General features: G+C 72.2%; 10 protein-coding genes. 6 read left to right on the top strand and 4 right to left on the bottom strand.

What is annotated here, in order from left to right:
- Positions 1 to 37: 37 nt before the first annotated feature.
- Positions 38 to 733: a 2-phosphosulfolactate phosphatase gene (locus ACFVXG_RS01980; protein WP_387923858.1), complete on the bottom strand. Its 696-nt coding sequence runs from the start codon at positions 731 to 733 to the stop codon at positions 38 to 40.
- An 81-nt stretch (positions 734 to 814) separates the two neighbouring features.
- Here ACFVXG_RS01980 and ACFVXG_RS01975 point away from each other — a divergent pair, with 81 nt between their 5' ends.
- Positions 815 to 1,477, top strand: a complete 663-nt coding sequence (locus tag ACFVXG_RS01975) for a class I SAM-dependent methyltransferase (protein WP_387923346.1) — start codon at positions 815 to 817, stop codon at positions 1,475 to 1,477.
- Positions 1,478 to 1,525: 48 nt separating this feature from the next.
- Here ACFVXG_RS01975 and ACFVXG_RS01970 read toward each other — a convergent pair whose 3' ends face one another.
- Complete coding sequence (locus ACFVXG_RS01970; RefSeq protein WP_387923344.1) at positions 1,526 to 2,179, bottom strand: DUF1963 domain-containing protein; 654 nt, start codon at positions 2,177 to 2,179, stop codon at positions 1,526 to 1,528.
- A 98-nt stretch (positions 2,180 to 2,277) separates the two neighbouring features.
- Between ACFVXG_RS01970 and ACFVXG_RS01965 the strand changes: the two genes are divergently transcribed.
- The 4 genes from ACFVXG_RS01965 to ACFVXG_RS01950 all read left to right on the top strand — a co-directional run bounded on the left by ACFVXG_RS01965 (position 2,278) and on the right by ACFVXG_RS01950 (position 12,914).
- Positions 2,278 to 3,042 (top strand): SDR family oxidoreductase, encoded by a 765-nt coding sequence (locus ACFVXG_RS01965; protein ID WP_387923342.1) that lies wholly within the window; start codon positions 2,278 to 2,280, stop codon positions 3,040 to 3,042.
- 325 nt (positions 3,043 to 3,367) lie between these two features.
- Entirely contained in the window at positions 3,368 to 7,885 is a 4,518-nt protein-coding gene (locus ACFVXG_RS01960; protein WP_387923341.1) for a caspase family protein, read from the top strand.
- 229 nt (positions 7,886 to 8,114) lie between these two features.
- Positions 8,115 to 8,456, top strand: a complete 342-nt coding sequence (locus ACFVXG_RS01955; RefSeq protein ID WP_387923339.1) for a hypothetical protein — start codon at positions 8,115 to 8,117, stop codon at positions 8,454 to 8,456.
- A 9-nt stretch (positions 8,457 to 8,465) separates the two neighbouring features.
- Complete coding sequence (locus ACFVXG_RS01950) at positions 8,466 to 12,914, top strand: caspase family protein (protein ID WP_387923337.1); 4,449 nt, start codon at positions 8,466 to 8,468, stop codon at positions 12,912 to 12,914.
- A 437-nt stretch (positions 12,915 to 13,351) separates the two neighbouring features.
- Here the strand turns inward: ACFVXG_RS01950 and ACFVXG_RS01945 are convergent, their stop codons facing one another.
- Positions 13,352 to 14,461 carry an FAD-dependent oxidoreductase gene (locus ACFVXG_RS01945; protein ID WP_387923335.1) on the bottom strand — a complete coding sequence of 370 codons (1,110 nt, stop codon included), beginning with the start codon at positions 14,459 to 14,461 and terminating at the stop codon, positions 13,352 to 13,354.
- A 124-nt stretch (positions 14,462 to 14,585) separates the two neighbouring features.
- Here ACFVXG_RS01945 and ACFVXG_RS01940 point away from each other — a divergent pair, with 124 nt between their 5' ends.
- On the top strand, positions 14,586 to 15,179 hold the full coding sequence (locus ACFVXG_RS01940; protein WP_387923333.1) for a TetR/AcrR family transcriptional regulator: 594 nt from the start codon (positions 14,586 to 14,588) through the stop codon (positions 15,177 to 15,179).
- Between the two features lie 354 nt (positions 15,180 to 15,533).
- On the opposite strand, the gene ACFVXG_RS01935 is transcribed toward ACFVXG_RS01940, so the two are convergent.
- Positions 15,534 to 16,385: an IS5 family transposase gene (locus ACFVXG_RS01935; protein ID WP_387923332.1), complete on the bottom strand. Its 852-nt coding sequence runs from the start codon at positions 16,383 to 16,385 to the stop codon at positions 15,534 to 15,536.
- Between the last annotated feature and the right edge of the window lie 101 nt (positions 16,386 to 16,486).

Genomic DNA, 16,486 nt, shown 5'->3' with positions numbered 1-16,486 from the left:
GCGGAGAGGGCACCGTCACCGGATGTCGGCCTGTTGATCAGATCGCAGCGTCGTCGGCCTGCGAAGGGAGGGGACGCAGGACCAGGAGCGAGTCTTCGATGGCCGCCACCATGGCAAAGGGAAAGCGGTCGAGTTCAAGGCAGAGTGCGACGTCATCGGGGTGCACTCCCTGACGCACGCCCTCCGCGAGCTCCGCAGCAGCGCGTGAATCGGCAGCGCGGCGAAGGAACTCGGCAGCGTCCGTTTCCTCTTCGGTGACTCTGCGAGCGATGTATTGGGCGCACGCCAGGTCCTCGTCGGCCTGTCCGTCTTCGCCCGTGACGACGAACGTGACGCTGTCGCTCTTGCGCGTCCGCAAGAGCCGAGCGGTTGCCTCCGCCACCACGAAGCCGGCACACAGCACCATCGAGGCATCCTTGACGGCGAGGGCGCCGACCGTTCCTGCGGTGGTCTTCTGCACGACGGTGCGTCCGCGAAGGTCGGCAGACCGCAGCATGCCCGGCGAGTTGACCATGTCGAACCCGGGCGCGGGCGGACCGTCCTTGAGTGCCACCCAATCCGGGTGGCGGGCCTTGAGCGCCAGAGCGTCATCCAGCGACTCGGAAAGAACGATCCTCTCCGCCCCCCGGGAGAAGGCCCAGGCGGCCACCGTGAAGGCACGCATGACGTCGACCACGACCGCCACCGACGGGGTCCCGACCAGCTCGGGGATGCCAACGAAACGAGCGTCTATACCGATCATTCCGGCGCAGTCTACTCAGGCGGCCCGCGTCTCGGCAGGCACGCCTCGGTCAGTGGACTACGGTGGCTGGCCATGAACACTGCAGGCTGGTTGGCGGACACCCGGACGTCCTACGACACTGTCGCCACCAGCTATGCGGACCAGGTGCGCGACCTCCTGGACCGAACGCCCTACGAACGCACGGCCCTGAAGCTGTTCGCCGACTTCGTGGAGACCACCGGCAGGGGGCCGGTCGCGGACGTGGGATGCGGGTCGGGGAGGATCACGGCCCACCTGCATGAACGGGGCGTGGACGCGTTCGGGATCGACCTGTCGCCCGCGATGATCGAGGTGGCTCGGCGGGATCACCCCGGCCTGCGGTTCGAAGTCGGTTCCATGACGGACCTCGATCTCGCGGATGCCTCGCTGGCGGGCCTGGTCGCCTGGTACTCGCTGATCCACGTCCCCGACGACGAGATCGGCTTAGTCCTCGCGCAGTTCCGGCGAGTGTTGCGGCCCGGTGGTCCACTGCTGCTCAGCTTCCACGTCGGCGACGAGTCGCGGCTGAAGACGCAGGGCTACGGCGGCCACCCGATGAAGATCCACATCCATCGCCGTCAGCCCGGCCGAGTGGCCGCCTGGCTCGACGATGCCGGCTTCACGGTCGAGGCGCAGATGACTCTCAGCTCAGCCGAGAGCACGCTCGGAGCGATCCTCTTCGCACGCCGCCGACCCGATACCCAGGAGGGGCCGTAGCTCGACTCGTTCTCGCAGAAAGCATCGCGCCGAGAACGAACCGGTGGTTCAGCACTGCCAGAGGAGGACCGCCCGGGTGCAGGGTTCGCAGGTGAAGGCGTAGGCGCAGCCGCCTCCGCCGAAGTTCATGGCGGTGTAGTGGTCGGGGCCCTCTTCGAGTTGGACGGCCAGGGGCATGGGGTGGTGGCAGCCGGGGCAGAGGGGTGTCTCGTCGTCCTGGATCCATGCCGGTGTTCCGCCGAGCTGGCCGAGGACGGCGGGGTCCGGGCGCCCGGTCCTGGTTGCCCACGCTTCGCGGGCGTCGTCGTAGTCGGGGGCGTCCTCGTGCTCCGTGGTCACCGCCCGGACGGCGCCGAGTACGAGCACCGCCTCGTCGACGGAGAGACTGGGCAGGGGGAGCGGCCGCAGGTCCGTGGTGGGGAGGAGCAGGGCGCGGTTGCCGCCGGCGGTGGGGGCCCAGTCGTCGCACATGCCCGGGTCGTTCTGGCAGGCGAACAGGGCGAGGATCCCGCGGTCCTGCTCCGCGCTGCCGGTGCTGTTGTCGACGTCGCTTAGGAGGACCTGCGCGAGGAACTGCAGCGGACCGTCGCACGAGGCGCAGGTGGGCCACTCGGTACCCGGCGGGGCCAGGGGTACCCCGCCGGTGCGGGTCACCAGGGCGTCTGGGGCGGTCGGTCCTGCGTCGATCATCAGCTGTGGCACGTCCGGGACCCTATGCCATGCCGACGGTGAGGTCTTCGGGGTGGTCGGGTGCCAGGTGATGTGATGCTGTGTGGCGGGAAACGACGAGAGGGGCGGCCGTGGGCGGGAACAGCGAGGAGCAGGGACGGCTGAGCGGGCGGCTCTGCGTCATCGCGGGTGCTGGCGGGGCCATCGCCGGGGCGGTCGCGGCGCGGCTCACCGCCGAGGGCGGGCGGGTGGTCGGCATCGACCGGCAGCCGCTGGACGTCCCCTTCCCGGTGGTCGAGGCGGACCTGCGGGTGGAGGAGGAGACACGCCTGGCGTTCGAGCGCATCCACGCGGAGTTCGGCGGGGTCGACGTGCTCCACGTCAACGCCGGCCCGATGGACCGCGAGGACCACGGGCTGCTGGAGACGAGCCAGGAAGTTTGGGAGCGGGTCTTCCGGGCCGTGCTTACCCCCGCGGTGCTCAGCTGCCGCTACGGGGTGCCGGTGATGAACCCCGGCGGCTCGGTCGTGCTGACCGGCTCCTTCCTCGCGGGCATGGGCGCCGCCACCGCCCAGATGGCCTTCTCCGCGGCCAAGGCCGCCGTGACCCAGCTCGGGCGCGACCTGGGCACGCACCTCGCCCGGCGCGGCATCCGCGTGAACACCCTGGCCCTGGGCCCGGTCGAGGCCCCGGAGACCCGGGCCATGTTCGAACGGATGGGGGAGGAGGAGACCCGCCGACGCTTCGCCCACATCCCGATGGGCCGCTTCGCCACCCTCGACGAAATCGCTGCCGCGGCCGCCTACCTCGCCGGCCCGGACTCCGGCTACCTGACCGCCTCCGAACTCCCCGTCCACGGCGGCATCCGCACCGCATACACCGTCCCGGACCACTGAGCCCCCTGCGCCCAGTCGGCATGGAGCACCTTCACCGTGAGCGGCTGCCCGGTCCCGGGGCGAAGGCAGTAGTAGACGGTGCCCATGCCGCCCGCGCCGATGAGTCGAAGCGGGCGGTAGGGGCCTATGAGGTCGGGGAGTGCCACAGCGCGCATTCTTGCGCACGCCCGGGGGGCCGCGTCCGGTGAACCGTGATCCCGGTCTCGTGCTCGAGCTCGAGCCCGAGCACTGAGGTTCGGACCGGGCGGGGCTATTCTCTTGGGGTGGTCGATGGCTGAAGTCGGCTTGTCGGGCCGGTGGTTGGGGTGGGTGGGGGACGGGCGGGGTGGGGAGATTCTCGGCGCTGTTGATCGGGGCCGCCGATTACGGTGAGGGTGAGTCGCTGCACTTCGTGCACCGGGACCTGGAGAAGTTGGGTGAGGCGCTGCGGGAGCGCGGGGTGGAGGTGGTGCGCCCGCGGCCGCGGGAGGGGCGCCAGGTCACCGCGAACTTCGTGAACGGTGAGGTGAACGGGTTCCTGAAGCGGGCCCGGCCGGGGGACCGGTTGATGATCTGCCTGAGTGGGCACGGCACGCACATCGACGGGCAGGACTTCCTGGTCCCCGAGGACATTCATCCCGAGGTGCAGTACAAGTCGGCCTGTGTGGCGATCGATTGGAAGGAGCAGCTGCAGCGCACCCGGGCCGCGCAGGTGTTGATCATGATCGATGCGTGCCGGCAGGGCGTCCGGGACTACATGGCCGGCCCGGTCGGCTGGGCGACGGCCGAGGTGCGGGCGGTGGCCGGGCGCAAGGTGGCGCGGCTGTATGCGTGTTCCCCAGGGGAGTTGGCGCGGTTCGCGCCTGCGGCGAGGCCTTCGTGGACGGAGGACGACGGTTCGTTCAGCCTGTTCTCCCGGGCGGTGCGGGACGTGCTGCTCACGCACGACGGGTCGCTGGACCTGGAGGAGCTGCGTGAGCAGGTGCAGGAGAAGGTCGAGTCCCTTCACCGGGAGACCGGGCGGCGCGGTGCGGCTCAGGCGGTCCGGCTGCTGACCGATGTGGTGCGGTCGGAGTTCGTGGTGGTGGAGGCCCGGCGGACGGCGGAGGTGCCGGAGGTCGAGGCTCCGGCGGCGAGCGCGCCAGAGCCGGAGCCGGTGCGGAAGGCGCCCGCCGTCACGGACTACGTGAAGCTGGCGGCGGACGTGGTGTACCAGGTGTTCGCCTCCGGGCGGACGGAGTACCTGGAGGAGTTCGCGATCGGCGGGCCGCCGTCCGGGCTGGTCGAGTTGAGCCACCGGCTGCCCGGTTGGGCGGGCGAGGCGATGTGGGCGGCGGCGGCACGGCGGCGGCCGGTCGGGCCATTGGTCGAGCTGGCGGCGGTCGTGCATCGGGAGGGGCAGGTCGAACTGGCTTGGGAGATCGTGGAGTCGGCGGTCGGTACCCGTCCGGTGGAGGAGCTGTCGGCGCTGCTGCTCGCGGACGGCGGACTGCCGTTCGAGCTGATGGCGCCGCTGCGGGCCGCGGTGGTCCGGGTGGTGGGCGGCCTGCCCGCGCCGGAGTTGGTCGGGTTCGCGGTCGGCCTGTACGGCGTCGACCGAGCCGCCACGGCGGAGCAACTGCTCCGGGCGGCAAGGCCGTTGGAGGAGCTGCCGGAGCTGCTGACGGCGCTGGAGGCGGCGGGTCTGCGGGACCAGGTCGACCGGTTGGTGCTGGAGGCGGCCGACGCCGACGAACTGCGCTCGGTGGAGCAGCTGTTGGCCGTTCTGGCCGGGGCCGGACGGGACCGGGATCGTGAAGCCGTGCTGGCGGCGATCTCCGCCGGGTCACTGGACCGGCTGGTCGAGTGGTCGGCGGTCGCCGCGTCACGGGCCGGGGGCGAGGAGGACGCCGTACGGGTGCTGCGGATCGCCGTCGAAGGGCGCGGTGACGGGCATCTGCTGCCGGTCGCGCTGCGGGCGCGGGGACTGGACGGCCCGCTGCGCAGGGTCCACGCGGAGGCGGCGCGGCTCGCGCCCGCGCGCCTGCACGGGCTGCTGCGGCGCCTGCACGCGATGGGGGCGGAGGAGGACGTCCGGGCCGTCCTGGGGTGCGCGATCGCGCCGTTCCGCCCGGTGGAGGCGGCGGAGTTGGCGGACCTGCTGCGGGCGGACGGGCCGGACGAACTGCTCCGGCCCGTCCTCGCGGCGCTGTGCCGAGTGCCGGTGGAGCAGATGGCGGTCTTCCTCCGGGCGGCGCAGGAGACCGGTGACCGGTTGGTCGGCGAGGCTCTGGTGGAGCTGGCCGAGTCCTGTTCCCTGCGGGAACTCGACACCTTGACCGAGGCGTTGGACCGCGACGGCTCCGGTGCCGTACCCATCGACCTCCGGCGAGCCGTCCTGGTCGTCCGTCCGGTGGCCGACCTGCTGACCATGCTGGAGCGCGCCCGGGACGAGGACCGGCCCGTGTTGGTGGAGCGGGTGGCCGCGGTCGTCCGACTGCCCGAGGAGTACGCCGAACTCGTGGAGATGCCGGGCCGGCCGGCCCTGCGGGGGCGGATCGGCGCGCAGATGGCGTCCTGTCTGCTCGCGCGCAGCGACGACGAGGTGCGGGGCGCGCTCGCCGCACTCGTCGCGCGGGACTGGAATGCGGGGGCCCGCCTGCTGATCGGGGGGATCGCCGAGGGAGGGGGCGAGGGACGGCAGGCCGGGTTCGCGCTCTGGCTGGAGGACGAGGGGCAGGCATGGCAGGCCCGGTCCCTCCTCGCCCGGGTCTGCGAGGCGCGGAGCACGGTGTCCGTGAGCGTGCTCGCCACGCTGTTGCTGACGAGTCCGAGCCCGGCTCTGGGCAGGTACGCACTGGAGGAGGCCGCCGAGAAGTGGTCCGCCGCCGAGGTGGTCGCGCTCGCGAGCTGTCTGGCCCGTGCGGGTGGACCGGTCGTCGGCCAGGAGTGCCTCCAAGGCGTGGCTCACCTGCTCACCGAGGCGGTGGCCCGGCGCACGCCGGCCCTGGCGGCGGAGGTCCTCCTCGGGCTGGACGCCGAGCCGCAGGAAGAGGCACTGGCGCAAACGGTGCGCGACGTGGTCAGGAGGTATCTGGAGCCGGCGGGGTCGCTCGGGGAGACGCTGACCCGGATCGGGTCCCTCGGGGTCGCGCAGCCCGGGGGCCGGGTGGCCCGGTGCGTCGCCGAGGTGGTGTGGGTGTGGGCTCCCTTCCTGTTCGAGGCGGCGGGGAAAGCCGGGTCGGGTGAGGCCATCGAGACCCTGGTGGCCGCGCTCGGGAGCGGTCGGGCGGGGGACGCCGTACGACTCCTGGACCTGCTGTCGAAACTGCGGCGCTCCGGCAGCGAGCCCGAGGCTGAGCGGGTGCGCGACGCAGTGCTGCGCGCGATGGCGCCGGAGGAGCTGGGCCTGGCTGTCGGGTTGTTCCAAAGCCATAGCACAGAGGACTTCGGGGCGGCCTGCCGGGCGGTGAGCGAGCGGCCGGCGGGGCAGGTCGGCGACGTGCTGGTCCGTCTCTCCGGACGGCTGGGCGGCGCTCGGAGGTTCGTCGACTGGTACACGTTCATGATCGACCAGGACCGGTGCCGCGCAGTGCTGGTCGAGTTGTGCGACCGGGAGGAGTACCCGTTGGTCGAACAGGTCCTGAACGCCGCCGAGTGGTCCCGGTCGCGAGAGCCGAGCGCCGGTCTGCTGCTCGCGGTGGACCGGCGGGGCCGGGCCGTACCGGCGGTCCTGCTCGATCGGGTCGGCCGGTTGGGCTCGGCGGACGCCATCGCCCTTCTCGAACAGGTCGTTCGGGGCGGTGCGTCGCCCGATCTGGTCTCCTCGCTCTTCGGCGCCCTCGGGGCCGCGGAGGACGCATTCGCCGTCTGGACCGGTCTGCACGGCCTCGGCCGGTTCGGACACGCGGTCGCCCTGCTCGAACGGGTGCCGGCGGCCACCGAGTTCGGGGCCTGGTTCCGCGCGCTGTCCGCGAGCTCCCCGGAGATCGACGGGTCGGCGATCCTGCGGGCGGCGGGCGCCGAGCGGCCGATCCGCGAGCTGGTCGTGCCGGTCCGCGAGGCGGGCGTGGCGTCGGGACGGGCGAGGGTGACGCTGGCGGTGGCCGCCCTCTACCGACCGTCGGCGGACGCCGTCGAGCTGCTGGAAGAGCTCGCCGCGCTGGGCGGCGACGAGGCCCCGCTGCGTGCGGCCGAGGTGTGCCGCGTCCTCGCCGCCGCGCGGGAGGCGGCCGAACTCGTCGAGATCATCGAGTCGTTGCTGGACGGTGCGCGGCGCGACGACGGCCTCCGGATCGTCGGCGCCCTCCTCCACGACGAGCCGCCGGCCCGTGTCGCCGCGGTCCTGGAGGCCAGGCCGTGGACGACCGGTAGGACGACGGGAGCCGTGGCGGCGCTGGTCGACATGACGATCCGGGCCGGGGAGACCCCGGCCTGGCTGGTCGTCAGGTTGTTCTCCGTCGGGCACCTGACGGCCGCCGAGCGGCTGATCGCCGAGTTCTCGGTCCTGGTGTCGGACGGTGCGTTCGCGGCGTACCTGATCGCCGAGCTGGCGGCCGGCGGCGTGGGGCCGGACGTTCGCGCGAAACTGGTTCGGGACTTCTGCGGCCAGAGTCGTCCGGGCCGCGAGGTTGGACGGTTCCTGTACCACCTGCACCGTGCCGCAGGACTCGACGAGGACCTCACGACAGCGGTCACTGCGACGGCATGGAGGATCAACCTGAACGAGATGCTGCGCAGAGGCAGCGCTCAGGGATGGCTCGCGGAGATCGGCCAGGTCATCGACGGGCCGGGCAGCCAGGACCTGTGGCGGCGGCTCAACGCCGCAGTCGGCAGGCCCGTCCAGCAGGCGCCGAAGAAGTCACGGTTCTGGCGGAAGTCCTGACGTCGAGCACGGCCGGTCACCCGGGCGGGCCGCCCGGCGGCCCTTGTTGCCGAGCAACGTCGCCGAGAAACTGCGCGCCTGCTTCGGGAGCGGTGCCGAGGTGCCACGTCCCGACGCCGTCGTGCCCCGGCGCGAGTGGCCACGCCGGGGGCGTCCAGGGGCTATTCTGTGGCAGCGTTCGATCGTCGAAGTCGACGTGCAGCCATGATCGTTGGGGCGGTGTGGGGGAATGGTGGACGAGCCGGAGAACGGTGCGGAGTCCGAGTCGCTGGTGTTCTGGGTGACCGAGGGCGAGGAGGACGCGGCCGGGGACAGCGACAGCATGGGGATGTTCCGGCGTGACCGGGAGGCGGTGCTGCGCCGGATTCCGATCGGGACGCTGCGGACGAACCTGGAGCAGACCGTCGACTCGTTGCAGGCGATGTTCGGGAAGATCGCCGAGCGGGGCGGCCCGCTGCCGCTGAAGGAAGTGCAGCTGAGCTTCGAGGTGTCCGCCAAGGGCGGCGTCCAGCTGGTCGGTACGTCGGAGGTTCAGGGCACCCGGGGGATCACCTTCGTCTTCGGTAAGTGACGGACTGGGGTGGGGAGGTTCTCGGCGCTGCTGATCGGCGCCGCCGACTACGGCAGGGACTCGCTGCCCTTCGTGCACCAGGACTTGGCGAGCCTGGGCAAGGCCCTGGAGGCGCGCGGCGCGGACGTCTGGCTGCCCCGGCCCCGGGCGGGCGGGCAGGTCACGGCCAACTTCGTCAACGGTGAGGTGGGCGACTTCCTCGCCCGTGCCGTGCCGGGGGAGCGGCTGGTGATCTGCCTGAGCGGGCACGGCACCCACGTGGACGGGCAGGACTACCTGGTGCCCGAGGACATCCACCCGCAGCAGCGACCGTACTGGTCGGGGTGCATCGCGATCGACTGGAAGCAGGGGCTGCAGGAGACCGCCGCCGCCCAGGTGCTGTTCCTGATCGACGCCTGCCGGCAGGGCATCCGGGACAGCATGGGCCCGCCGCCCGGCTGGTCCCCGAGCAAAATGCGCGCCGTCGCGAGCCGTCGCGTCGCGCGCCTGTACGCCTGCGCACCGGGCGAGTTGGCGCGCTTCGTGCCCGCCGAGGACTCCACGGCCGGCTCGGCGGACGGCTCGTTCAGCCTGTTCTCCCGGGCGGTGCGGGAGGTGCTCGTCTCGCACGAGGGACCGTTGCACCTGGACGAGCTGCGGGCCGGGGTGCAGCAGCGGGTCAACGCGCTGCACCGCGAGCACCGGAAGGGCGGCAGGCCACAGGAAGTCCGGGTGCTCACCGAGGCCGTGCACACGGAGTTCGTGGTCGTCGGGGAGCTCAAGGCGCTCACCACACCTGCTGCCGCCCGCGTCGAGGGCGAACCGGAACCGCAACTGGGCCCGGAGCTCCGGCCGGTGGCCAAGGCCCCGGCCAAGGACCCGGCCAAGCTGATGGCGGACGCCCTGCACCAGGTGCTCACCACCGGGCGGACGGAGTACCTGGAGGAGTTCGCCGTCGTCGGGCCGACGTCCGGCCTGCTGACGCTGAGCGGCGTGGCGGAGCTCGGCACGGCGGTCGACGCGATGTGGACGGCGGCGGCGCGGCGACGGCCCGTCGGGCCGCTGGTCGAGCTGACGGGCGCTCTCCACGGTTCCGCTCGACCGGAACTCGCCCTCCTGCTAGTCGAGTTGGCGTCCGTCGCCCGCCCGGTGGGGGAACTGCCGGCGCTGCTGGCCGCGACGGGTCTGCCGCCGGAGTCGGCGGGGCTGCTGCGTGCGGCCGTGGCCGGGATGGCGGGCGGCCTGCCGGCGTCCGAACTGGTCGCCCTGGTGCGCGGCCTGCACGATGTCGGACTCGCCGCCGAGGCAGATCAGGTACTTGAAGCACGACGGTCGCCGGCGGGCCTGCCCGAACTCCTGGACGCGCTGGAGGCGGCCGACCTCCGCTCGGAGGCGGACCGCCTGGTGCAGCAGGCCGCTGCCACCGACGAGTTGTCGGCGATGGAACAGCTGCTCGCCCTGCTGGCCGAGGCCGGACGGGACGCGCACCGGGTCGCCGTGCTGACGGCGATCGCCTCCGGGCCGATGGATCGCCTGGTCGCGTGGCTGGCGATCGGACCGTCAGCGATCGGACCGTCAGCCTCACGCGTCGGCCTGGACGAGGACGTCGCTCTCGTGCTCCGCTTCGCCGTGACCCGGCGCCCGGACGGGCACCTGATCCTGCCCGCGCTGCGCCGCACCGGCCGGGACGGGCAGCTGCGCACGGTCCTGGAGGAAGCGGCCCACCTCGAACCGCGCGCGCTGCACGGGCTGGTGAAGCGGCTGCACGAGGAGGGAGCGGAGGAGGACGCCACGGCCGTCACGCAGTGCGCGGTCGAGCCGTTCCGCCCGGTCGATGCGGCCGGCCTGGCGGTCCTGCTCCGGAGGGACGGGCTGAGCGACCTGCTTCCGCTGGTGCTCACCGCGCTGTGCCGGGCAGGCGTCGACGAGGTGGAGGCCTTCCTCCGGGCCGCTCAGGAGGGCGGCGACGGCGACCTGCTGGGCCAGGCCGTGCCGATGCTCGCGGAACGCCACCCCGTGGCCGGGCTCAACCTGCTGGGGGTGATGCTGGAGGGCCACCGCCTCCCGGGCACGGTCTGGCATCTCTGGTGGGACGGGCTCGCGCACCGCCCCCTGGCCGACCTGCTGACCACGCTGGAGGGCGCGGGATTCAACGAGCAGCACGCGATCCTGGAGCGGGTGGCGCGCAGCCGCCGGCCCGCCGCCGAACTCGCCGAACTCGTCGAGCTGCCGGGCCGCCCGGCGCTGCGCGAACGGATCGGTGCCCAGCTGGTGGCCTGCCTCGCGGACGGTGACGACAAGGTCCTGAAAGAGGTGCTGGCCGTCCTCCTCGACCGAGGCTGGGACTCGGGGATCAGCCTGCTGATCGGGCGGATCGCGTACCGCTGGAGCGAGCGCCAGCTGGTGTGGCTCACCGTCTGGCTGGAGGGCGGGGGACACGGGCAACAGGCCCGGGCCTTGCTCGATCGCAAGTGTGGGGAGAACTATTCGCTGCTCCTGGCGCCCCTCGCCGAGGAACTGCTCGTCGGCCGGTATCCGCAGTTCGGCCGGCACCTGCTCGACGGCGCGGCCCGGCGGTGGAGCATCCCCGATGTGGCGCGACTGGCTGAGCAGCTGGCCTCACCTCAGGGCGCTGCCCACCTGCTCACCCGCACCGTCGAGCTGCGGACGTCGGTGGAGGTGGCGGACCTGCTGTTCGCCCTCGATGCCGACGCCGAACCGTCCAGCGGGCCGCTGCCCGTGCACCAGCTGCTCGACCGCTACCTGACGGCGGGCTCGCCCGAGGAGGCGGTCCGCCGGATCGTCCACCTGCGGGAGGCCCGGCCGGGGGGCCGGGTGGCCCAGGGCGTCTCCAAGGCGGTGTGGGCGAACGCCGCCGAGCTGTTCCAGGCGGCCGGGCGGCTCGGGGCGACCGAGTGCCTGCTGGCGGCGTGCGGGAACGGCGCGCCGGTGCGGCCGTTGGCGCTCCACGGCCTGCTTGCCGAGCTGCGCCGGGACGGCAGCAGGCCGGTGGCGGACCTCGTCCGGGACACGGCGGTGCGCACCCAGCCGCCGGACGCGGTGGCCGCGTTCCTGATGATGTTCCAGGTCGGCACCTGGGACGACTTCGACGCGGCCTGCCGGGCCCTGGGCGACCGGCCGGTGCGGGAGGTCGTCAAGGTGCTGGCGAGCCCCTACGGGACGAGGAGCGCGGCCGAGGCCTGCGTCGTGCGGTACGCGCAGGCGGTCGACGCGGACCGGTGCCGGGCGGTGCTGTACGGGCTGTTCCGCCGGGGCGATGACCAGCTCGGCACGGCGCTGCTGGGCGCCGCGCCGTGGACGGGTTCGGGGAGTGCGGTCGGCGGCCTGTTCCTCGACCTGGACCGGCGGAGTCCTCCGCAAGGGCAGGCACTGAGATCCCTGGCGCGCAGCCTGGAGGCGGCGCAGGCCGTCGAGCTGATCGAGCACGTCGTCCAGGGCGGGGCGTCGCCCCAGCTGGTCACCGACATCATGGAGATGCTCGCGGGGTCGACGAACGCTTCCGCCACCTGGACCCGGCTGCAGGCCCTGGGGCGGTACATGCTCGCGGCCGCACTGCTCCACCATGCCTGGCGGACCGAGGTCGTCGTGACCTGGTACCGGGACCTGCTCGCCTCCCCGGTGGAGATCGACTGGGCGGCGGTCCTCGCGGCGCTGGGGGCCGACCGACCGATCCCCGAGATCGTCGCCTCGCCGGTCCGGTTCAGGGCCCGCCTGGCGACGGCCGTCCTGTTCCGCCTTCCGCCGGACGCCGCCGACCTGCTGACCAGGACGGCGGACCTGGGCGATGTGAACCTCCCGGAGCAACTGCGGCGCCTCCTGGCCGCCGCCCGGCCGGCGCCCGAACTGGCCGCGACGCTGCGGATCCTGACCAACCGGGGCCAGCGCGAGGAAGCCGTCTGGATCGTCGACGCACTCCTCGCGCACGAGCCGACCGCCCGGCTCGGCGCACTGCTGGAGGCCGCCCCATGGCCGCACGGGCCGGCGTACGTGCCGGAACCGGCCAGGCTGGTCGCCCGCACAACGATGGGTACGGGGGCCACGGCCGCGCTCATCCGCAAGCTGCTGGAGGCCGAGCACCCGCGCGCCGCCGAACTGCTCCTCGACGAACTCGCGAGCTCCGAGACCGGCGCCTCGGACGCGGTCCGCCTGCTCGTCCAGCTGGCCGGGGAACGCGTCGGTCCCGAGCTGCGCGACCGGCTGACCGAGGGCTTCTGCGTGATTCGTTCGAGCGAGCACGTCGGCCGCTTCCTGCACCTGCTGGGCCGCACCCGGCTCCCCGAGGACCAGGCGATGGCGATCGCCGTGGTCGCCGACACCCGCCGCGCGGACCTGGACGCGATCCGGTCGGTCCTGACGGCCGAGGGCAACGACACGATCCTGCACCGCCTCGCCGTCGCCACGGGCGATGCCGACACCGACTCCCTCCCGCGCTCCCGCTGGTTCCGCCGCAAGCACTGACCTTGCCGTTCACCGTCCGGCTTCGAACGGGCGGGCCCGGTGATCACTCGTCCGGTGCTCCTGGGACGGCGGCAGGGTTACCGGGGGTGTGCTCGAGATGCGAGCCAGAGGGGCAACGGAATGACACCGGGCCACCCAGGAATCCCTGTTCCCTGCTCCGAGCTGACAGGACCGTCCCTGGACAGCCATGAATGCACCACTCAGGCCCAAATCGGTGTCTCCAACCGGCCTTGGACGGGCACGACCGACTCATGATGGATCCACAGGAGCTGCTGCCCCACTCGACCTGGCCGACACCGTGGCCACTTCGACGCCCTGCACTCGCAGACCACCCACGGACAGACTCTCCGACGCCGCCGCCCTGCGGCGGATGCGACCGCCGGGACTGCACATGATCGACGCAGGAACGGCCGCGCGGCCCGGGTGGTGGAGCCGACTCACGAGGTCGCTGCGGGAACCAGGTGGTCGAGTCCCTGCGCGCTGCCCGTCGCGGCCTCGGTCGAGCGCGGCAGCATGATGCCTTCGTAGGCGCGGACGGCATCGTCGACGTTGGATTCGGTGACGAGGGCGTGGGCGAGGTCGGAGCCGTCGAGCATGGCGAGATTGGCGCCCAGTCCGACGGGGGGCATCAGGTGCGCGGCATCGCCGAGCAGTGTGACGCCGGGAACGTGCTCCCAGGTGTGCGGGGCGGGCAGGACGAACAGGGACCGGTTGATGAACCCGCTGTCGTTGTTGCGCAGGAGGTAGCGCAGGCTCTCGTCCCAGTCGTCGAACATCCTCAGCAAGTGCGTCCGCACGGTCCGCTGGTCGCCGAGGTCGATACCGGCAGTCACGTGCCAGTCCTCGGGCGCGCGGAGCGCGATGTAGGCGCGGATGTGGCCGTTGCTGTTGCGCTGGGCGACCAACGACCTGCCGACGCCCTTCGCCAGCATCGATCCGTTGCCGACCAGCCGCGCGAGGTCGGGATGGCGGGTGTCGCAGTGGTCGAATCCGGTCTCGACGAAGGTGACACCGGTGTAGCCGGGAACGGCGTGCGACAGGGCTGGGCGGACGCGTGACCAGGCGCCGTCGGCACCGACCACCAGGTCGAAGTCCTCGGCGGTGCCGTCACCGAAGAGCAGCCGGCAGGTGCCGTCCGGCAGCGGGGTGACCCCGGTGACGGCGCGGTCCCACCGCACCGTGCCCTCGGTGAGCGAGTCCAGGAACAGATCGCGCAGTTGGCCTCGATCGATCTCCGGTCGGCCGCCGACGGCGGAAGGCCCCTGATGCGCGAGGAGGGCGGCGGTGGCGAAGTCGAGCACGCGCCACTCCTCTCCCTCGGGGCGGGCGAGGGCGTGGAACCGGTCGAGGAGCCCTGCCGCGCGCAGGGCGGCCTGACCGGTGTCGGGATGCAGGTCGAGGGTGCCGCCCTGCGGGCGGGCGTCGGCGGCGGCCTCGCGTTCGAAGACGGTGGCGGAGCGGCCGTGTTGCTGCAGGACTCGGGCGCAGGTCAGGCCGCCGAGGCCGGCGCCGACGATCGCGATGCGGGGACCACGGGCAGGGTTCATGGGAGTGTCCCTCGAGAGGTGGGTGAGCCGCCGGGAAGTCCGGCCCCACCAAGAAAGCACACTCACCAAATAAGTGCAACGACTCAACTTTTGCAATCGCTCCACCCTGGGGTACGGTATGCACGTGACCGAACCGACCGGGCGCCGCGAGCGCAAGAAGGCCCAGACCCGCCAGTCCCTGGCCGACGCCGCACTCGAGCTCTTCCTCGACCGCGGCTACGACCAGGTCGGCGTCAAGGACATCGCCGACGCCGCCGACGTCTCGGTGACCACCCTGTTCAAGCACTTCTCCGGCAAGGAAGCCCTGGTCTTCGACCAGGACGACGACTTGGAGGCGGCGCTCGTCGCCGCCGTGAGCGACCGCACCCCCGGCACGTCGATCCCGCAGGCTCTGCGCGAGCACATCCTGCTCAATCAGACCCAGCTCGCCGTACATGCCACGGACCCGCGGTTCGCCGATTTCACGCGCCTGGTACAGGAGACCCCCGCGCTACGCGACTACGCCCACCGCATGTGGACGCGCTACGAAGCGGCCCTGGCGCGGGCCATCGCCAAGGACGTCGGCGCCCCCGAGGGCGACGTCAGCTGCGCCGCCCTGGCCCATTTCGCCCTTGAGGCCCGCGGCTTCATCCTGCGGCACGCCGAACCGCACCGCGCGGCCGAGGAGGCCTTCGCATTGCTCGAAAACGGCTGGGCGGCCGCCCATCCGGGCAGCTGACCCGCTCTGCGGGGAGCCCTGGTGTGCGTGGACGCGTTGCGCGCCCTCACCAGGTTCAACCTGAGCAACCGAGCCTCCGTGCAGGCCACCTGAACCGGCATCCAGCCGGACAAAAGCTCTGAACGACACCGCCCTGCGCCCCGTAGAGCCTCGATGATCCGTGGTTGTCCTGCCCGCCCTACGAAGAGCGGCTGTCCCAGCCCTGAGTCCCGAGCCCTGACGAGTGGTGCGGGAGAGCCCGATTCGGGCTCCACGTGTCAGGTCGCGGTGGGGGTGTAGCGGGCTGCTGCGAGCTTGGCCATGGTCCGAAGTCTCGCGAAGTAGGAGGTGCAGTAAGATCGACCGGCAAATGGCTCACTTGAGGCGCCGTGTGGTGGGGCGGCCGCCCCACCGGTAACGGGTGGTTGCGCGGCGGATCAGCGTGCGGAGCGTGACAAGTGCGGCGGCCGGGTGGAGATAGAACTCGACGACCGCGCCGTTCCTCTCGGTACAGCGCCGCAGCTTGCCGTAGCCGTTCATCCACGAGTGCGTTCGTTCCACGATCCACCGCTTGCCGGCCTGGATTGGGGAGGGTACGCCCTTGCGGGCGATCTCACCGGTGAAGCCCAACTCCTGAAGCAGAGTGCGGGACTTGTTGTTGTCGTAGCCCCGGTCGAGGTTGACATTCACGTCCTGAGGCAGGGGCCCGACCTGCCCGATGGCGGCCTCGAGGGTCGGCCCGAGAAGAGGCGAGTCGTGGCGGTTGGCCCCTGCGGCGACCAGGCCGAGCGGGACGCCATGGGCCTCGGTGGCGATCGAGCGTTTCAGGCCCTGCTTCCCGCGGTCGACCGGGGACCGGCCCGCACGCTCGCCGCCGCACGGGGCCTTGGTGATGCAGCCGTCGACGGATATCTCAGACAGTTCCAGGCCGATCATGCGGTCGTACGCCTGGAGCGCGAGAGCGTGGACGGCCTCGGAAATGCCCTGCTCCGCCCACTCTTTGAGTCTTCGACGGATGGTGCGGCCCGAGCATCCGTGGCTGGCGAGGCGCTCGTAGCCCGAACCGTGGACCAGTGCGAGCACCACGTGTTCGAACACGGTTCGGTCGGGGACTCTGCGGCGGTGGCAGCCGAGTGGGTGGCCCGCAGCGAACTCCGGTCGTGTGGGCAGCAGTGCGGCGAATTGGTCCCAGAGGGGTTCGAGCAGGCAGGATGGCAGCGCGGGCACGGCTGTCCTTCGGGGTCACAGAACGTAGAGAGCTCCATGGTCGCGTAGGGCCGCGTGCCCGTTGCTGCCCGCCCCAGCCCTTCAGTGCCCATCGCCGGTCG

The sequence above is a fragment of the Kitasatospora sp. NPDC058162 genome, assembly GCF_042884005.1.
Classification (GTDB): Bacteria; Actinomycetota; Actinomycetes; order Streptomycetales; family Streptomycetaceae; genus Kitasatospora.
The sequence above is the reverse complement of the archived record's forward strand: the minus strand, read 5'-3'. Positions and strand labels throughout refer to the sequence as shown.

Bases quoted from the DNA above. Each gene is read 5' to 3' on its own strand.
- ACFVXG_RS01975 (WP_387923346.1), top strand. From the start codon at position 815: ATGAACACTGCAGGCTGGTTGGCGGACACCCGGACGTCCTACGACACT.
- ACFVXG_RS01955 (WP_387923339.1), top strand. From the start codon at position 8,115: ATGGTGGACGAGCCGGAGAACGGTGCGGAGTCCGAGTCGCTGGTGTTC.
- ACFVXG_RS01945 (WP_387923335.1), bottom strand. From the start codon at position 14,461: ATGAACCCTGCCCGTGGTCCCCGCATCGCGATCGTCGGCGCCGGCCTC.